Raw genomic sequence first — 17913 nt, forward strand, 5'->3', positions numbered from 1 at the left:
CTACTGTCCGCCCTTTTGCACGAAGCTCCGAACGAAGTCCTCGGCGTTCTCTTCGAGCACGTCATCGATTTCGTCCAGGACGGAATCCACGTCGTCCGACAACTTTTCCTGGCGTTCCTTGAGGTCTTCCGAGGCCTCCGCGTCCTGCGTCTGCTCCTCGACCTCTTCGGTGGAACGCGTGGCCTTGGCCTGTCCGCCGCCGCTGTCCTTGGTCGCCATGTCCCTCACCCCGCTCGGTTCGCCCCGCTCGATGTGACCTTCAAGATCCGACCCTACAAGCAGGGCCCGACATCGGCCCTGCACTTGCTGCAACGCCCGGGAGTCACCTCGATGATTCCCGCCCCGCGACGATTTCAGCCGTGCATCGGCCACGGATCGCCACGAATTTTGTCGTGCACCTGCCGCGGCTCAGCGACCGGAGAGCGTCCTGACCAGCTCCTCTGCGGTACGACAGCGGTCAAGGAGCTCCTTGACGTGCTTGCGGGTCCCCCGCAGCGGCTCCAGTGTGGGAACCCGTTGCAGGGAGTCACGACCGGGCAGATCGAAGATGACCGAATCCCATGAGGCCGCCGCGACATCGTCCGCGTACTGCTCCAGGCAGCGACCGCGGAAGTACGCCCTGGTGTCCTCCGGGGGCTTCTCCTCGGCCCGTGTGACGTCCGGCTCGTCCAGGAGCCGCTTCATCTTGCCGCGGGCCGCCAGGCGGTTGTACAGGCCCTTCTCGGGGCGCACGTCGGCGTACTGCAGGTCGATGAGGTGCAGCCGCGCCGCGTCCCAGTCCAGGCCGTCACGGCGCCGGTAGCCCTCCATGAGCTCCCGCTTGGCGACCCAGTCCAGCTCGCCGGACAGGCTCATCGGATCGTTCTCCAGCCGGCCGAGCACGTCCTCCCACCTGGTCAGGACGTCCTTGGTCTGATCGTCCGCATCCGCTCCGTAACGGTCCTCGACATATTTACGGGCCAGCTCGAAGTACTCCATTTGGAGCTGTACCGCGGTGAGCGTACGGCCGCTGCGGAGCGTGATCAGGTGTTGCAGGGTGGGGTCGTGGGAGACCTGGTGGAGGGTGCGGACGGGCTGGTCGATGGCCAGATCGACGGCGATGAAACCGTCCTCGATCATGGAGAGCACCAGAGAGGTGGTGCCCAGCTTCAGATACGTCGAGATCTCGGAGAGGTTGGCGTCCCCGATGATCACGTGGAGCCGGCGGTACTTCTCCGCGTCGGCGTGCGGTTCGTCGCGGGTGTTGATGATGGGCCGCTTGAGCGTCGTCTCCAGGCCGACCTCCACCTCGAAGTAGTCGGCGCGCTGGCTGAGCTGGAAGCCGTGCTCATGGCCGTCCTGGCCGATACCGACCCGGCCGGCGCCGGTGACCACCTGGCGGGAGACGAAGAACGGCGTCAGGTGCCGCACGATGTCCGAGAAGGGGGTCTCCCGCTTCATCAGGTAGTTCTCGTGCGTGCCGTAGGAGGCGCCCTTGTTGTCGGTGTTGTTCTTGTAGAGGTGGATGGGCTGGGCGCCGGGGACCTGGGCGGCCCGTTCGGCGGCCTCGGCCATGATCCGCTCGCCGGCCTTGTCCCACAGGACGGCGTCACGCGGATTGGTGACCTCGGGGGCGCTGTATTCGGGGTGTGCGTGGTCGACGTAGAGCCTGGCACCGTTGGTGAGGATCACATTGGCCAGGCCGATGTCCTCGTCCGTGAGCTGGCTGGCGTCGGCGTTTTCCCGTGCGAGGTCGAAGCCGCGGGCGTCCCGCAGCGGGTTCTCCTCCTCGAAATCCCAGCGGGCACGGCGTGCCCGGTGCATCGCGGCCGCGTAGGCGTTGACGACCTGGGACGAGGTGAGCATGGCATTGGCGTTCGGGTGGCCGGGGACGGAGATCCCGTACTCCGTCTCGATTCCCATTACTCGCCGTACGGTCATGCGGCCCTCCTAGCCCGGCGGCGCCCCCGGATGGGGTCGGCGCTCAAGTACCGCTGTGCTTCCGGTCCGTGCGCGTGCCCCACGCCCGCACAGCGTGACGCAGCGGTACCGAAGAGCCTAGAACGCCTCTGCGGCGCTGGGGAGATCATTACAGTCATTGCTCCAGTCCGGTTTTCCCTGGTTCACCGCACCCTTAAGGGGAGCGGTTCTGGCGCCCCCGGAAAAGGGTCCGGCTGCGGACGCCCCGTGCAGGACATCCGCAGCCGGAGAGCGGTGTTACAGGTATTGGCCGGTATTCGCCACCGTATCGATGGAGCGACCGGTGTCTGCGCCCTGCTTTCCGGTGACCAGCGTACGGATGTATACGATCCGCTCGCCCTTCTTTCCGGAGATCCGGGCCCAGTCGTCCGGGTTGGTGGTGTTGGGCAGGTCCTCGTTCTCCTTGAACTCATCCACGCATGCCTGGAGGAGGTGGGAAACCCGAAGCCCCTTCTGATTGTGTTCGAGGAAGGCCTTGATGGCCATCTTCTTTGCGCGTCCTACGATGTTTTCGATCATCGCACCGGAGTTGAAGTCCTTGAAGTAGAGGACTTCCTTGTCACCATTGGCATAGGTGACCTCCAGGAAGCGATTCTCCTCGGATTCCGCATACATCTGCTCGACGACCGACTGGATCATTCCGCTTACCGCGGCCTTCCGCGATTCGCCGTGTTCGGCGAGATCGTCGGAGTGCAGCGGAAGCCTTTCCGTGAGGTACTTCGAGAAGATGTCCTTGGCGGCCTCCGCGTCCGGACGCTCGATCTTGATCTTCACGTCGAGACGGCCGGGGCGCAGGATCGCCGGGTCGATCATGTCCTCGCGGTTCGAGGCGCCGATCACGATCACATTTTCGAGGCCCTCGACACCGTCGATCTCGGAGAGCAGCTGCGGAACGATGGTGTTCTCCACGTCCGAGCTGACGCCGGACCCCCGGGTGCGGAAGAGGGAGTCCATCTCGTCGAAGAAGACGATGACGGGGGTGCCCTCGCTCGCCTTTTCCCTGGCGCGCTGGAAGACCAGCCGGATGTGCCGCTCCGTCTCGCCGACATACTTGTTGAGCAGCTCGGGGCCCTTGATGTTGAGGAAGAAGCTCTTCCCCGCGGGCTGCCCGGTCACCTCGGCGACCTTCTTGGCAAGGGAGTTGGCGACGGCCTTGGCGATGAGGGTCTTGCCGCAGCCGGGCGGGCCGTAGAGCAAGACACCCTTGGGCGGGCGGAGTTCGTGCTCCTTGAAGAGGTCGGGGTAGAGGTACGGAAGCTCGACCGCATCCCGGATCAGTTCGATCTGGCCGCCCAGACCGCCGATCTTGGTGTAGTCGATGTCCGGGACCTCTTCGAGGACGAGTTCCTCGACCTCGCTCTTCGGGATGACTTCGTAGACGTAGCCGGATCGGGGCTCGAGGAGCAGGGCGTCGCCGGGGCGGATGGTGATGTCCAGCAGCGGCTCGGCGAGCCTCACCACCCGTTCCTCGTCGGTGTGCCCGATCACCAGGGCGCGCTCGCCGTCCTCAAGGATCTCCTTGAGGGTGACGATGTCGCCGGCGCTCTCGAACTCCATGGCCTCGACCACGTTGAGCGCTTCATTGAGCATGACCTCTTGGCCGCGCCTGAGGTCCTCGGTCTCCACACTGGGGCTGACATTCACCCGGAGCTTTCTGCCTCCGGTGAAAATGTCGACCGTGCCGTCATCGTTCGTCTGAAGGAAGACTCCGAAGCCGGCCGGCGGCTGCGCGAGCCGGTCCACTTCCTCCTTCAGGGCGACGATCTGGTCGCGGGCCTCGCGGAGAGTATTGGCGAGACGCTCGTTCTGCGCCGAGACGCCGGCCAGGTTGGTCTGCAGCTCGACGATCCGCTCTTCGAGAATCCTCGTGTGACGCGGAGAGTCGGCGAGCTTGCGTCGCAGGACGGCGATCTCCTGCTCGAGATAGGCAACCTGGCCGGCGGGATCTTCAGACCCTCGCCCCGGCCGGATGCCGCGGTTGATGTCGTCGTCGTGGGCTGCCACGGTCCTCACCTCCTCCAAGGAGCTGGACGCTTCCTGACCCTACCTGGGCCGGTGCAGGTTGAAACCCCTAGATCGAAAAGACTGTCGGGGCGTGTCCGATCTTCACCCTTGCGCACGTCCTCACGCCAAGGGAATACCCACCCAACAACATCGGAAAGCGAGCGGTTGTATCGTCGACTTGGTCAACACCCGTCAGGGCTGGCGCCACTTAGACAAAAACGGTTCACGTACGCAGGAACGGCAGGCGAGATGACCGCACAGGACGAAGCCCCAGAGCTGGAAGTATGGATCGATCAGGATCTGTGCACCGGGGACGGCATCTGTGCGCAGTACGCGCCGGAGGTCTTCGAGCTCGACATCGACGGTCTGGCCTATGTGAAGAGCACCGATGACGAGCTGCTGCAGGACAAGGGGGCCACAACGCCCGTCCCGCTGAAGCTGCTCAATGACGTGCGGGACTCCGCGAAGGAGTGCCCCGGGGACTGCATCCACGTCCGCCGCGTCCAGGACCTCGTCGAGGTCTACGGCCCGGACGCGGAGTAGCCCCGCAGGAGCGGAATGCGCCCGGGGCGCACACACCGAGTGACCGGTCAGGCGCGGCGGGTGCTCACGGCGGCGGGGAGTTCGCTCTGGACGAACTTCCCGCCCTTCCATTGCCACTTGAGGCTCTTGCGGACGTCCGGGCAGCAGCGCGGGACGTCGCGCGTGGAGTAGCCCAGGACCGCCGCAGAGATCGCGCCATCCTTGACGGAGAGGGTTTGGACGCTGCGCTGCTGCGCGGGCGCGAGGAGTGTCGCCACGATCCGCGGGGCGGCCCGGCGCTCGGACGGCTGCGCCAGGACATAGACGCCGCTGGGCGGGGAGCCCGCCCCGGTGTGGCAGCGGACCACCGCGACGGTCTCGGCCGTACCGTCGCCGTCCAGGTCTCCGGAGGCCTTCTTCACCACGTCGAGGCGGTTGGGGCCGCAGTCGACCGGAAAGGTCACCTTGCCCGGGTCGGGGGCGGCGGAGGGGTGCCGGCCGCCGGTCGTGGCGTTGTGGGAGGTCGTGGCCGTGGCGTCGGGGGGCTGGACGAAGGACGCGGCCGCGACGACCGCCGAGATGGCGGTGGCGGTGGCGAGCCAGTGCATGGGGCGCGGCTGGGTGTGCAAGAGGTCCTGGCCTGCCATGGGCTGCACGCGGGGTAACTCCTGTGAAGTGCTGTGGCGGTGGGAGTGCCCAGCATCGTTCCACAGGAGGGGGCGCCAAGGAACCAGCAGGGCCGGAGTTTTCCGTGCAGATCCGGGGCGGAAACGCAGGGGCGCCGCCGGCGGATTCCCGTAAGGGAACTCGTCGGCGGCGCCTGGTGGTTCGATGGCCGGTTCCGGACGGTCAGCCGCGGTCGGCGGAGCCGCCTCCGGATGCCGCCGCCGCGTCCTTGCCGGGGCCGGTGTAGTCCTCGCCGTACGCGCCCTTGGCGGGGCGGCGGCGGCGCAGCGGGGGCTCGACGCCGTCGGCGAGGCGGCGGGCGGTCAGCAGGAAGCCCGTGTGGCCGATCATCCGGTGGTCGGGGCGGACGGCGAGGCCCTCGACGTGCCAGGTGCGGACCATGGTTTCCCAGGCCGACGGCTCGTTGAAGGTGCCGTGTTCGCGGATCGCCTCGACGGTGCGGGCCATCTGCGTCGTCGTCGCGACGTAGGCGCAGAGGATGCCGCCGGGGACCAGGGCCTTGGAGACGGCCTCCAGGCACTCCCAGGGGGCGAGCATGTCGAGGATGACGCGGTCGACGTCGGCGTCGGAGAGGTTGTCCTGGAGGTCACCGACGGTGAGCGTCCATGCGGGGTGCGGACCGCCGAAGTAGCGCTCCACATTCTGCGTGGCGATCTCGGCGAAGTCGGCGCGGCGCTCGTAGGAGTGCAGCATGCCGTCGTCGCCGATGGCGCGCAGCAGGAAGCTGCTGAGCGAGCCGGAGCCCACACCGGCCTCGACGACGCGGGCGCCGGGGAAGATGTCGGCCATCGCCAGGATCTGCCCCGCGTCCTTGGGGTAGACCACGGCGGCGCCGCGGGGCATGGACAGGACGTAGTCGGGGAGCAGCGGGCGCAGCGCGAGGTAGGCGACGTTCCCGGTGGTACGGACAACGCTGCCCTCGGGAGCACCGATCAGCTCGTCGTGGGGGAAGGCTCCCTTGTGGGTGTGGAAGCTTTTTCCCTCTTCGAGCGTGAAGGTGTAGTGGCGTCCCTTGGGGTCGGTGAGCTGGACCTGGTCCCCGACCTTGAAGGGCCCGCGACGGCGGGCGGCACCGGTCGGTTCGGACATGTGACCAGCCTACCGGCCCGTTGGGGCCCGGCCGACCAGTGGGCAGGGGCGGGTGGGCGGAAGCCGGCTTCGTCGCCCCCGCCCCCGGAGGCGAACCGAGCCCGGTCAAGCAGCCTTGCGGGCCATGGCGGAGACGAAGGCCCGCTCGACGTCGGCGGTGGACAGCACGCCGTAGATCTCCCCGGTCTCCTCGATGACGAGGTATTCGGTGGCGGGGGTGGCCCGCAGGTATTCCAGGAGGTCCTCGCCGGCGAGTTCGGCGGAGACCCGCATACCGTCCTTGAGGTCCTGGGCGAGGGTGCCCACGGCGACCCAGGGGCGGCGGTGGTCGGGGACGCCGACGATGGCGGCCTCGCGGACGAGGGCGGTGGGTGTGCCCTGGCGGTCGACGACGACCAGGGCGCGGGCGCCGGCGTCGTTGGCGCGGCGCAGCGCCTCGGAGAGCGGGGTGTCGGTCTCGACGGGGACGGCGCGCCGGGTCAGGGTGCGGGCGGTGAGGTCGGGGAGGCGCTCGCGCAGCCGGGCCATCCGCAGGCTGTTGCCGGCGCCGGTCCAGATGATGGCGGCGAGGATCGCGGCGAGCAGCGCGTCGGTGAGCGAGTCGGCGCCGCCGATCTCGGGGCGGGCGGTGCCGAGGGCCCCGGTGTGGGTGAGCAGCGGCAGTCCGATGAGGACGGTGACGGCGAGCGCGCGGCCGACCCAGGCGGCGGCGATGGTGCCGCTCATGGGCCTGCCGGTGATCTTCCAGACGAGGGCGCGCAGCATCCGGCCGCCGTCCAGCGGGAGGCCGGGCAGCAGGTTGAAGACCGCGACGATGAGGTTGGAGATCATCAGGCCCGCGAGCAGGACACCGGGGACGGTGCCGGGCTCGACCAGCTGCATACCGGCGTAGAAGACCCCGGCGAGCACGAGGGAGAGCAGCGGGCCGACGAAGGCGAGGACGAATTCTCTGCCGGGGGTCTCGCTCTCCTTCTCGATCTCCGAGACGCCGCCGAAGAACTGCAGCTGAATGCGGCGTACGGGGAGCTTGAAGCGGAGCGCGGCGACGGTGTGGGCCAGCTCGTGGACGAGCACCGAGGCGTAGAAGGCGACGGCGAAGAAGAGCGAGACCAGATAGCGGGCGGCGCCGAGCTCGGGCAGCACACGCTCCAGCTGGCCGCCGAAGACCCAGGTGATCAGGGCCGCGACGAGGAACCAGCTGGGCGCCACGTAGACCGGTACGCCGAAGGGACGGCCCATCAGGATGCCGCCGCCGCTCCTCTTCTTGCCCGGTGTGGGTCCCTTGGGGGTCTTGTCCTTCTCGGGCGGCTCGGGCGGCTGGGGCCGCACGGACTCCTCGGGGTCCTGCGACTTCCCGCTCTCGTCCACGGCGTCCCCTCATTGAATACGGCATTCGCCCCTGCTCGGCCTGATATCTCGATCATGCAGGGCGAAGGGGTCCGCCGTCGATGGTATGCGGAGCGACCGGGCGCGGTCGGCTGCGGGGCCCTGCGCCGGTGACCCGTCCGCGCCTGTCAGTGGCGGGCCGTAGGGTTTTGTGGCATGGGATGGAGCACGGAGCAGGCCGAGGCGGGCACACGGAGTGGGCAGAGCGGCGGCGGGCCGGGCGCGGAGGCGGCCGGGGCGGAGGCGGAGGCGGCCGGGGCGGGGGCGCGGGGCGGGGAGCAGCCACGGCCTCCGGTGGCGCTGTCGCCGTCACGGGCGAGCGATTTCATGCAGTGTCCGCTGCTCTACCGCTTCCGGGTGATCGACCGGCTGCCGGAGCAGCCGAGCGCGGCGGCGACCCGTGGCACGGTCGTGCATGCGGTGCTGGAGCGGCTCTTCGACGCCCCGGCGGCGGAGCGTACGGCGGCCGGGGCGCGGGCGATGGTGCCGGGCGAGTGGGAGAAGCTGCTCGCCAAGCGGCCGGAGCTGGCCGGGCTGTTCGCGGAGGATCCGGAGGGCGAGCGGCTGGCGGGGTGGCTGGCGGAGGCCGAGGCGCTGGTGGAGCGGTGGTTCTCGCTGGAGGACCCGACGCGTCTGGAGCCGGCGGACCGTGAGCTGTACGTGGAGACGGTGCTGGAGTCGGGGCTGCAGCTGCGCGGGTTCATCGACCGGGTGGACGTCGCACCGACGGGCGAGGTGCGGATCGTCGACTACAAGACCGGCAAGGCGCCGCGGCCGCAGTTCGCCGAGGGCGCGCTGTTCCAGATGAAGTTCTATGCCCTGGTGATGTGGCGACTGCGCGGTGTGGTGCCACGGCGGCTGCAGCTGGTCTATCTGGGCAGCGGCGATGTGGTGACGTACGACCCGGGCGAGGCCGATCTGCGGGGCGTGGAGCGGAAGTTGCTGGCGCTGTGGGAGGCGATCCAGCTGGCGACGGCGACCGGCGACTGGCGGCCGCGGCCGACGAAGCTGTGCGGCTGGTGCGACCACCAGGCGCACTGTCCGGAATTCGGCGGCACTCCCCCGGTGTATCCGCTCCAGGTGCGCCCGGCGGAGGGCGGTGTGCCGCCGCAGGGCAGAATGGGGGAGATCTAACGAAGGAGAGCTCGTGGCCATCCGCGTCCTGCTGGTCGACGACCAGCCCCTGTTGCGTACGGGATTCCGGATGATTCTGGAGGCGGAGCAGGATCTGGCGGTCGTCGGGGAGGCCGGTGACGGTCTCCAGGCACTGGAGCAGGTGCGGGCGCTGCAGCCCGATGTGGTGCTGATGGACATCCGGATGCCCCGGATGGACGGTGTCGAGGCGACCCGGCAGATCACCGGTCCGGCGAAGGACGGCCCGGCGAAGGTGCTGGTCCTGACGACCTTCGACCTGGACGAGTATGTCGTCGAGGCGCTGCGGGCGGGGGCGAGCGGCTTTCTGCTCAAGGACGCGCCGGCCAATGAGCTGGTGCAGGCGATCCGGGTGGTGGCGGCGGGCGAGGCGATGCTCGCACCGAGCATCACCCGTCGGCTGCTCGACAAGTACGCCGGGCACCTGCCGTCGGGCGAGGAGCCGGTGCCGGACACTCTGCACACCCTCACCGAGCGCGAGGTGGAGGTGCTGAAGCTGGTGGCCCGCGGGTTGTCGAATGCGGAGATCGCCGCGGATCTGTTCGTGAGCGAGACCACCGTCAAGACGCATGTGGGCCATGTGCTGACGAAGCTGGGGCTGCGCGACCGGGTGCAGGCGGCGGTGTACGCGTACGAGAGCGGGCTGGTGCGCCCCGGCGCGCAGTAGCCGGCGGGGCCCTGACGGCCCGGCAGACGAACGACGGCGGGGCCGGCCCGGGAAGATTCCCCGGGCCGGCCCCGCCGTGGTGTGCGCGTCCGGTCAGGCGTCGGTCGCCTTGCTGATCTCCCAGAAACGGAAGACGGTCGAGGGGTCCAGGGTCCATTGCAGGCCGGATACCCCGTCCCGGGCCACCGCGTACTGCTTGCCCTGCCAGATCGGGATCATCGGCACGTCCTCGGCGACGATGTCCTGCAGCTCCCGGAAGTGGTCCTTGGTGGCGCCGCGGTTCGGCTGGTCGGCCGTCTTGGGCAGCAGCTGGCCGGTGATGGTGGGCGAGGTGTAGTTGTTGGCCACCACGCTGTCCTTGCCGAAGAACGGCGCGGTGAAGTTGTCGGGGTCCGGATAGTCGGGGATCCAGCCCTTGACGTAGACGCCGAACTTGCCGTCGGCCATGCCCTGCTCGTACTCCTTGGTGGGCAGGGTGCGCACCTTGGCGTCGAACAGCCCGCTGGCGTTGAGCTGTTGGGCGATCTCCTCGAAGGCCGGGACGGTGCCGGGGCCGTAGCGGTCGGGGGTGGCCCACAGCGTGAGCCGCACCTTGCCGTTGAGGCCGGCGGAGCGCAGCGCGTCCTTCGCCTTGTCGGGCTTCGGGCGGTCGCCGTAGGTGTTGAAGAAGGAGGTGCTGTGGCCCGTGATGCCGGCCGGGACGATGGAGTACAGCGGCACCGCGGTGCGCTGGTAAACGTCCCGGACGAGGGTGGAGCGGTCCAGGAGGTAGGCGATCGCCTTGCGGACGCCCAGCTTGCCGGCGACCGGGTCCTTGAGGTTGAACACCAGGTGCATGACCTCGGCGCTGGCGCCCTCCACGACCTGGGTGCCGTGCTGCTGCTCCAGCGAGGCGTTGTTCAGCGCCGCGATGTCCTTCATGGACAGACCACGGTAGGCGACATCGACATCGCCGCCCTCGACGGCCTTCTTGAGCTTGTCGGCGGCGTTGAAGAACTTCACGGTCATCCCGGAGTTCTTGACCTTGGCCGGGCCCTTGTAGGAGCCGTTGACGGCGAAGACGGCCTTCTGGGAGCTGTAGTCCTTGAGGGTGTAGACACCGGAGCCGACGGCCTTGCCGTCGGTACGCAGCCGGTCGGCGGGGTACTCGGCGTGGTCGACGATGGAGCCGGCGCCCGAGGCTATCTTCATGGGGAAGGTCGCGTCGGGCGACTTGAGGTGGAAGACCACGGTCTTGGAGTCCGGGGTCTCGACCTTGTCGAGCGCGGAGAACATCACGGCGGGGCCGCTCTTGTCCTTGATGCGCCGGGTGCGGTCGAAGGAGTACTTGACGTCCTTGGACGTCAGCTTGTCGCCGTTGCTGAAGGTGAGGCCGCCCTTCAGGGTGCAGCGGTAGACCTTGCTCTCCCTGTCGGTGAAGCCGCAGCGCTCGGCGGCTTCCGGCTCGGGGGTGGTGCCTCCCTTGGGGAAGCTCAGCAGGGACTGGAAGACGTTGTTGAACAACAGCCAGGAGCCGGGCTCGTAACCGGCCGCGGGGTCGGTGGACACGACCTTGTCCGTCATTCCCATGACCACGGGCTCGCCGTTGCCGGCGGCTTCCGAGTCGTCAGTGCCGCACCCGGCGACCGCGAGCAGAGCTGTTGCCAGCCCCGCTCCGATCGGGGCGGCCAGCCACTGGTCACGCTTCCTCACTAAACGGTCCTCACGTTCTGGGTCGTGCCTGTCGGGCCGCGGCGGGGAAGCCGCGGCGGTGGTGGGGTGCTGCATGGGTCGCCTCCGCCGGCTCAGTCGGCGACGCCGCGGCTGAGCTCCCAGATCTGGAGGCCCGAGGCGGAGTTGAGGGCCCACTCGAGGCCCGTGATGTCATCGCGCGCTGCGACGTACTGCTTGCCCTGCCACAGCGGGAGGAGCGGTACGTCGTCGGCGAGGATGTCCTGCGCCTGCTTGAAGTCGGAGCCCGCGGCGTTGCGGTCGGACTGCTGGCGGCTGGACGGGATCAGCTGCGACTCGATCTTGCCGTTGCGGTAGGGCGAGCCGAGGAAGTTCTGCTTGCCGATGAACGGCGCGATGTAGTTGTCGGCATCCGGGATGTCGGGGAACCAGCCCATGTTGTAGACGGAGTACTTGCCGTCCAGGGCCTCGGTCCGGAACTGCTGCCAGCTGTCGACACCCTTGATGCTGACGTCGAACAGCTTGGTGTTGTTGAGCTGGCTCTGCACCGCACGGACCTCCTTGGCGGTGCTGGAGCCGTAGTGGCTCGTGGTGTACGTGAGGGTGAACTTCACCGGAGAGGTGATGTTCGCCTCCCGCAGCGTCTTGCGGGCGGCCGCGGCGCTGGGGTTCCCGTACTTGTTGAAGAAGGAGTTGATGTGGCCGGTGAGGCCCGTGGGCACCATCGAGAAGAGCGGGTCGCCGGTGTAGGAGTAGACGTTCCGCACCAGGTCCGAGCGGTTGACGATCTGCGCCATCGCCTGCCGCACGGCCTTGTTGGAGACGGCCGGGTCCTTGGTGTTGAAGGCGAGGTAGCGGATCTCCTGGCCCGGCTGCTCCTGGAGCATGATGCCCTTGTCGCGGGCGTTCTCCAGGCCCCTGACCTGGTCGGGCGACAGACCGCGGTTCATCACGTCGACGCTGCCCTTGCGCAGTGCCTTCTCCGTGGAGGCCGAGTCGTTGAAGAAGCGCATCTCGACCTTGTCGTTCTTCACCTTCACCCCGCCCTTGTAGGTGGGGTTCTTGGTGAAGACGGCCTTGGCGATGCGCTTGCCGCTGCGCTGGACCTTGAGGGTGTACGGGCCGGAGCCGACCACGTCGAAGCCGCTGTAGAGGCGCCCCTTGGGGTAGACCTCGGGGTCGACGATGGACGCGGCGGGCGTGGTGAGCTTCTGCGGGAAGGTGGCGTCCGGCTTCTTGAGGTGGAAGACCACCTCGCTGTCACTGGGCGCCTCGACCTTGTCGATGCCGTCGAGCAGCGGCACCGGACCATTGGTGTTGTTGATGGTCTTCATGCGGTCGATGGAGAACTTGACGTCCTGTGCCGTCAGCGCATGCCCGTTCGAAAACTTCAGGCCGCTGCGCAGGGTGCAGCGGTACTGCTCGTTCTGGGTGTCGCGGAAGCCGCAGGACTCGGCGGCCTCGGGCACCGGAGCGGTACCGGACCGCGGCAGCCGCATCAGCGTCTGCAGGGTGCTGCGCATGACGTTCCATGCGTCGACGTCGTAGGCCTGCGACGGGTCGAGCGGAGCGGGCGCCGCCTTGGTCGCCTCGATAGGAGTGGCGACCCCCACGACGATCGGATCGACACCCTCGCCGGCACTGTCCGAGCTGCCACAGGCGGCGAGGACGGGGGCGAGGAGACCGGCCAGCGCCGGCAGCACCAGGGTCTTGCGATTCATCGTCGGCAGGTTCCTTATCAGCGCAGCAATGTTGCCCGCGTCGACATTAGTAGGAACGGCCAGCCGCGCTGAGACGCAAAGGAGTTGTCTCGATATGGCACCTGGATAACGATGCAACCTGATCGATATCCGGACGGTGGAACGATTCACACGTTGCTCCACCAATCCGGACACTTACCCCCGCGGAAACCACCCCAGAGGCCCCCTGGAACACCTGAGGGGTCCGCTGTCGACGGCCCGGCACGTGAGAAACGTCACGCGTTCAAGGATCCATGACGAAGCGGCAATTCAGTCATTGCATTCGTCACGGAAAATGAGCGGGCCGCTCCCCTCGGTTCCCGGCGCCTTTCCCGGAGCACGCTCAGTGCACGGTTCCACGGCTTTCCGTGATGAGCGTTCGGAGAAATGGCAGATCGACTTCTTCCAGTGAGCGCACGACCGTACGTCCCAGGGCGGGCGGGATCGGCGTCACCGAGGGCACCGCGACGACCGGGCAGCCCGCCGCCTCCCCCGCCGTCACACCGGTCAGGGTGTCCTCGATGACCGCACAGCACTCCGGGTCCGCCCCCAGCCGCGCGGCGGCCGTCAGATACGGGTCGGGGTGCGGTTTGGTGCGCTCCAGGTCGTCGCCCGCCAGGGTCAGCCGGAAGTTCTCCGGGCCGAGCGAGTGCAGCATCTGGTCGACGATGGCACGGTGCGAGGCGGAGACCAGCGCGGTGGGCACGCCATGGGCGGCAAGCTCGGCCAGCAGCCTGCGGGCGCCCGGCATCAGCGGGACGCCGCGTCCGATCCGGGCCAGGAAGGCCGCGTTGAGCAGCACGCTGAGCTCGGTCAGGCTGATGTCGACGCCGGTGGCCTGAATCAGATAGCCGGCGCTGCGGGTCATCGGACCACCGACCACGACCTCACGGTGTGCGTCGTCGAGGATGTGCCCGAGCTCGGCGAAGACCTCCGCCTCCGCCTCCCACCAGAAGCCCTCGGTGTCGACCAGGGTGCCGTCCAGATCGAGGAAGACGGCCTGGAGGGTCGCGGCTTCGGCCGTGCGGGTGCCGACTGCGGGGATGCTGCTGGTCATCCATCCACCTCCGTTACGACGTCCCCCAAGGGACGAAAGGGCCGGTCGCCATCCCCGGCTGGGGAAACGACCGGCCGCCACCGGACCGATAAGTGTACGACGGTACGCGCCGGAATGCGTGGTGATACAGGTCAGGGCCGTTCCGGGAGGAAACCCGGGACGGCCCTGGCATGCTCACGCAGAGTTACCCCGTGTTGCTGCCGTGGCCGGAGGCAACACGGCGCCTCCGGCGGGCTTCCGCCCGCTACCGCGCGTTGAAGTACTTGGCTTCCGGGTGGTGGATGACGATGGCATCGGTGGACTGCTCGGGGTGGAGCTGGAACTCCTCGGAGAGCTCGACCCCGATCCGCTCCGGCTTCAGCAGGTCGGCGATCTTGGCGCGGTCCTCCAGGTCGGGGCAGGCACCGTAGCCCAGCGAGAAGCGCGCGCCACGGTACTTGAGCGCGAACATGTCCTCGACGTCGTCGGGGTCCTCGCCGGCGAAGCCCAGCTCGGCCCGGACCCGGGCGTGCCAGTACTCGGCGAGCGCTTCGGCCAACTGGACGGACAGGCCGTGCAGTTCGAGGTAGTCGCGGTAGGAGTTGGCCTCGAAGAGCTCGGCGGTGGCGCCGCCGATCTTCGAGCCGACGGTGACGACCTGCAGCCCGACGACATCGGTCTCACCCGACTCCTCCGGGCGGAAGTAGTCGGCCAGGCACAGCCGCCGGCCGCGGCGCTGACGGGGGAAGGTGAAGCGGGTGCGCTCGGTGCCGTCCTCGTGCAGCAGGATCAGGTCCTCGCCCTTGGACACACAGGGGAAGTAGCCGTGCACGACGGCGGCTTCCAGCAGGTTCTCGGTCTGCAGCTTGTCGAGCCAGCCGCGCAGCCGGGGGCGGCCCTCGGTCTCCACCAGCTCCTCGTACGTCGGCCCCTCGCCGGTGCGGGCCTGCTTGAGGCCCCACTGGCCCTTGAACAGCGCACCCTCGTCCAGCCAGGAGGCGTAGTCGGCCAGCTGGATGCCCTTGACGACCCGGGTGCCCCAGAACGGCGGCGCCGGGACGGGGTTGTCGATGGCCACGTCGGAGCGCACCGCGCCCTCGGGCTCCTCGACCTCCAGCACGGCGGTGTCCCGCTTGGGCACCCGGCGCTGCTTGAGCTCGGGGAGGCTGGCGCCGGGCACCCCGCGCTTGACCGCGATCAGGGCGTCCATCAGGCGCAGGCCCTCGAAGGCGTCCCGGGCGTAGCGGACCTCGCCCTCGTAGATCTCGTGCAGGTCCTGCTCGACGTAGGCACGGGTGAGGGCGGCGCCGCCCAGGATGACGGGGAAGTCGGCCGCCATCTTGCGCTGGTTGAGCTCCTCCAGGTTCTCCTTCATGATCACCGTGGACTTGACCAGGAGTCCGGACATCCCGATGACATCGGCCCGGTGCTCCTCGGCGGCTTCCAGGATCGCCGAGACCGGCTGCTTGATGCCGAGGTTGACGACGTTGTAGCCGTTGTTGGACAGGATGATGTCGACGAGGTTCTTGCCGATGTCATGGACGTCGCCGCGGACGGTGGCCAGCACGATGGTGCCCTTGCCCTCGTCGTCGGACTTCTCCATGTGCGGCTCCAGGTAGGCCACCGCGCTCTTCATGACCTCCGCGGACTGCAGCACGAACGGCAGCTGCATCTGACCGGAGCCGAACAGCTCGCCGACGACCTTCATGCCCTCCAGGAGGGTGTCGTTGACGATGCCGAGCGCGGGCCGTTCCTTCAGCGCCTCGTCGAGGTCCGCCTCCAGGCCGTTCTTCTCACCGTCGATGATGCGCCGCTGGAGGCGCTCGTCCAGGGGCAGTGCCAGGAGCTCCTCGGCCCGGCCGGCCTTCATCGACTTGGTGTTGACGCCCTCGAACAGCTCCATCAGCTTCTGCAGCGGGTCATAGCCCTCGCTGCGCCGGTCGTAGATCAGGTCGAGGGCGGCCTTGACCTGCTCCTCCTCCAGGCGCGCGATCGGCAGGATCTTGCTCGCGTGCACGATCGCCGAGTCCAGACCGGCCTTGACGCACTCGTCCAGGAACACGGAGTTCAGCACGATCCGGGCGGCCGGGTTCAGACCGAAGGAGATGTTCGACAGGCCCAGGGTGGTCTGGACGTCCGGGTGACGCTTCTTCAGCTCCCGGATCGCCTCGATGGTGGCGATGCCGTCCTTGCGGGACTCCTCCTGGCCGGTGCAGATGGTGAAGGTCAGACAGTCGATGAGGATGTCGCACTCGTGCACACCCCAGTTGCCGGTCAGATCCTCGATCAGCCGCTCGGCGATGGCGACCTTGTGCTCGACGGTGCGGGCCTGGCCCTCCTCGTCGATGGTCAGCGCGATCAGCGCCGCACCGTGCTCGGCCGCCAGCGCCGTGACCTTCGCGAACCGCGACTCGGGCCCGTCCCCGTCCTCATAGTTGACGGAGTTGATCACCGCGCGGCCGCCGAGCTTCTCCAGGCCGGCCTGGATGACGTTCAGCTCCGTGGAGTCCAGCACCACGGGCAGGGTGGAGGCGGTGGCGAAACGGCCGGCCAGCTCCTCCATGTCCGCGACGCCGTCCCGGCCGACGTAGTCGACGCACAGGTCGAGCATGTGGGCGCCCTCGCGGATCTGGTCGCGGGCCATCTCCACACAGTCGTCCCAGCGCCCCTCCAGCATCGCCTCACGGAACTTCTTCGACCCGTTGGCGTTGGTCCGCTCACCGATCGCGAGGTACGAGGTGTCCTGGCGGAAGGGGACCGTCTGGTAGAGCGAGGCGGCACCCGGCTCGGGGCGCACCTGGCGCGCCGGCGGGGTGACCCCGCGGACCCGCTCGACGACCTGGCGCAGATGCTCGGGGGTGGTGCCGCAGCAGCCGCCGACCAGCGACAGGCCGTACTCGCCGACGAAGGTCTCCTGCGCGTCGGCCAGCTCGGCGGCGGTCAGCGGGTAGTGCGCGCCGTCCTTGCCCAGGACCGGCAGCCCGGCGTTGGGCATGCACGCGATCGGGACGCGGGAGTGGCGGGCCAGGTAGCGCAGATGCTCGCTCATCTCGGCCGGGCCGGTCGCGCAGTTCAGGCCGATCATGTCGATGCCCAGCGGCTCCAGCGCCGTCAGCGCCGCGCCGATCTCCGAGCCCAGCAGCATGGTGCCGGTCGTCTCGACGGTGACCGAGCAGATCACCGGGAGGTCGGTGCCGGTGGCCTGCAGGGCGCGGCGGGCGCCGAGGATGGCGGCCTTGGTCTGCAGCAGGTCCTGGGTGGTCTCCACCAGCAGCGCGTCCGCACCGCCGGCGATCATGCCCTCGGCGTTCTGCTGGTAGGCGTCGCGCAGGGTGACGTACGGGGCGTGGCCCAGGGTCGGGAGCTTGGTGCCGGGGCCCATCGACCCGAGCACATAGCGCTGCTGCCCGGTCGAGGCCGTGAACTCGTCGGCGACCTCCCTGGCGATGCGCGCACCGGACTCCGACAGCTCGAAGACCCGCTCGGGGATGTCGTACTCGGCCAGTGCGGCGAAGTTCGCGCCGAAGGTGTTGGTCTCCACGCAGTCGACGCCGACCGCGAAGTACTCCTCGTGGACCGACCGCACGATGTCGGGCCGGGTGATGTTGAGGATCTCGTTGCAGCCCTCCAGCTGCTGGAAGTCCTCCATGGACGGATCCTGCGCCTGCAGCATGGTGCCCATCGCGCCGTCCGCGACCACCACCCGCGAGGCCAGGGCCTCGCGGAACGAGGCGATGCGGGACGTGCTGTCGGACGATGGCGTGTTCGAGGCCATGGAGATGCTCCCGTGGTTGCGACGGCTGTCGGCTTTGCACCCTCCTTCAGAGGGCGCACCCGGCCAGCGTAGCTGCCGGTCCGGTACACGTGTTCCCCGTTTCACGCCCTGGACAGCACCGCTCCACCCCCTTGCCTGCACGATCCGTGATCGTTGGCAGACTCCCGTGCACTCACTCAAGAAACTACAGATCGCTGACTTCAGTCGGCATGGACCGATATCGTTC

Annotated in this window: 13 protein-coding genes; 3 read left to right on the forward strand and 10 right to left on the reverse strand. The window is 68.5% G+C overall.

The features are described 5' to 3' along the window. From NUT86_RS09435 to arc, 3 genes are all read right to left on the reverse strand, one after another. Entirely contained in the window at positions 1-219 is a 219-nt protein-coding gene (locus NUT86_RS09435; protein ID WP_018087774.1) for a ubiquitin-like protein Pup, read from the reverse strand. A gap of 189 nt (positions 220-408) precedes the next feature. Beyond that, positions 409-1920: a depupylase/deamidase Dop gene (gene dop / locus NUT86_RS09440; RefSeq protein ID WP_274734688.1), complete on the reverse strand. Its 1512-nt coding sequence runs from the start codon at positions 1918-1920 to the stop codon at positions 409-411. A gap of 276 nt (positions 1921-2196) precedes the next feature. After that, positions 2197-3963: a proteasome ATPase gene (gene arc / locus NUT86_RS09445; protein ID WP_018087776.1), complete on the reverse strand. Its 1767-nt coding sequence runs from the start codon at positions 3961-3963 to the stop codon at positions 2197-2199. A gap of 249 nt (positions 3964-4212) precedes the next feature. Between arc and NUT86_RS09450 the strand changes: the two genes are divergently transcribed. Next, entirely contained in the window at positions 4213-4506 is a 294-nt protein-coding gene (locus tag NUT86_RS09450) for a ferredoxin (protein ID WP_018087777.1), read from the forward strand. A gap of 47 nt (positions 4507-4553) precedes the next feature. On the opposite strand, the gene NUT86_RS09455 is transcribed toward NUT86_RS09450, so the two are convergent. The 3 genes from NUT86_RS09455 to NUT86_RS09465 form a co-directional block, all read right to left on the reverse strand. Beyond that, positions 4554-5132 carry a hypothetical protein gene (locus tag NUT86_RS09455; protein WP_274740435.1) on the reverse strand — a complete coding sequence of 193 codons (579 nt, stop codon included), beginning with the start codon at positions 5130-5132 and terminating at the stop codon, positions 4554-4556. A gap of 202 nt (positions 5133-5334) precedes the next feature. Next, complete coding sequence (locus NUT86_RS09460; RefSeq protein ID WP_018087779.1) at positions 5335-6261, reverse strand: tRNA (adenine-N1)-methyltransferase; 927 nt, start codon at positions 6259-6261, stop codon at positions 5335-5337. A 105-nt stretch (positions 6262-6366) separates the two neighbouring features. Beyond that, entirely contained in the window at positions 6367-7629 is a 1263-nt protein-coding gene (locus NUT86_RS09465; RefSeq protein ID WP_018087780.1) for a site-2 protease family protein, read from the reverse strand. 174 nt (positions 7630-7803) lie between these two features. On the opposite strand from NUT86_RS09465, the gene NUT86_RS09470 reads away from it, so the two are divergent. Together NUT86_RS09470 and NUT86_RS09475 are read left to right on the forward strand one after the other, a co-directional pair. Further along, a complete protein-coding gene (locus NUT86_RS09470; RefSeq protein ID WP_266449403.1) occupies positions 7804-8781 on the forward strand; it encodes a RecB family exonuclease in 978 nt (325 codons plus the stop codon). A 13-nt stretch (positions 8782-8794) separates the two neighbouring features. Further along, positions 8795-9466 (forward strand): response regulator, encoded by a 672-nt coding sequence (locus NUT86_RS09475; RefSeq protein WP_018087782.1) that lies wholly within the window; start codon positions 8795-8797, stop codon positions 9464-9466. 93 nt (positions 9467-9559) lie between these two features. Here the strand turns inward: NUT86_RS09475 and NUT86_RS09480 are convergent, their stop codons facing one another. From NUT86_RS09480 to metH, 4 genes are all read right to left on the reverse strand, one after another. Further along, entirely contained in the window at positions 9560-11158 is a 1599-nt protein-coding gene (locus tag NUT86_RS09480) for an ABC transporter substrate-binding protein (protein WP_018087783.1), read from the reverse strand. Positions 11159-11250: 92 nt separating this feature from the next. Then, positions 11251-12858: an ABC transporter substrate-binding protein gene (locus NUT86_RS09485; RefSeq protein WP_018087784.1), complete on the reverse strand. Its 1608-nt coding sequence runs from the start codon at positions 12856-12858 to the stop codon at positions 11251-11253. Positions 12859-13219: 361 nt separating this feature from the next. After that, positions 13220-13933, reverse strand: coding sequence for an HAD family hydrolase (locus tag NUT86_RS09490; RefSeq protein WP_159490017.1), 714 nt, complete (start codon positions 13931-13933; stop codon positions 13220-13222). A 244-nt stretch (positions 13934-14177) separates the two neighbouring features. Further along, positions 14178-17687 (reverse strand): methionine synthase, encoded by a 3510-nt coding sequence (gene metH, locus NUT86_RS09495; RefSeq protein WP_159490019.1) that lies wholly within the window; start codon positions 17685-17687, stop codon positions 14178-14180. Positions 17688-17913: the final 226 nt, after the last annotated feature.

It is taken from the genome of Streptomyces sp. G7(2002) (genome assembly GCF_028870195.1).
GTDB classification, from domain to species: Bacteria; Actinomycetota; Actinomycetes; order Streptomycetales; family Streptomycetaceae; genus Streptomyces; species Streptomyces nigrescens.

What these genes read in the sequence shown, in the direction of transcription:
- NUT86_RS09470 (WP_266449403.1), top strand. Translation starts at nt 7,804, where the DNA reads ATGGGATGGAGCACGGAGCAGGCCGAGGCGGGCACACGGAGTGGGCAG.
- NUT86_RS09435 (WP_018087774.1), bottom strand. Translation starts at nt 219, where the DNA reads ATGGCGACCAAGGACAGCGGCGGCGGACAGGCCAAGGCCACGCGTTCC.
- NUT86_RS09455 (WP_274740435.1), bottom strand. Translation starts at nt 5,132, where the DNA reads ATGGCAGGCCAGGACCTCTTGCACACCCAGCCGCGCCCCATGCACTGG.
- NUT86_RS09485 (WP_018087784.1), bottom strand. Translation starts at nt 12,858, where the DNA reads ATGAATCGCAAGACCCTGGTGCTGCCGGCGCTGGCCGGTCTCCTCGCC.
- NUT86_RS09450 (WP_018087777.1), top strand. Translation starts at nt 4,213, where the DNA reads ATGACCGCACAGGACGAAGCCCCAGAGCTGGAAGTATGGATCGATCAG.
- NUT86_RS09490 (WP_159490017.1), bottom strand. Translation starts at nt 13,933, where the DNA reads ATGACCAGCAGCATCCCCGCAGTCGGCACCCGCACGGCCGAAGCCGCG.
- NUT86_RS09460 (WP_018087779.1), bottom strand. Translation starts at nt 6,261, where the DNA reads ATGTCCGAACCGACCGGTGCCGCCCGCCGTCGCGGGCCCTTCAAGGTC.
- dop (WP_274734688.1), bottom strand. Translation starts at nt 1,920, where the DNA reads ATGACCGTACGGCGAGTAATGGGAATCGAGACGGAGTACGGGATCTCC.
- metH (WP_159490019.1), bottom strand. Translation starts at nt 17,687, where the DNA reads ATGGCCTCGAACACGCCATCGTCCGACAGCACGTCCCGCATCGCCTCG.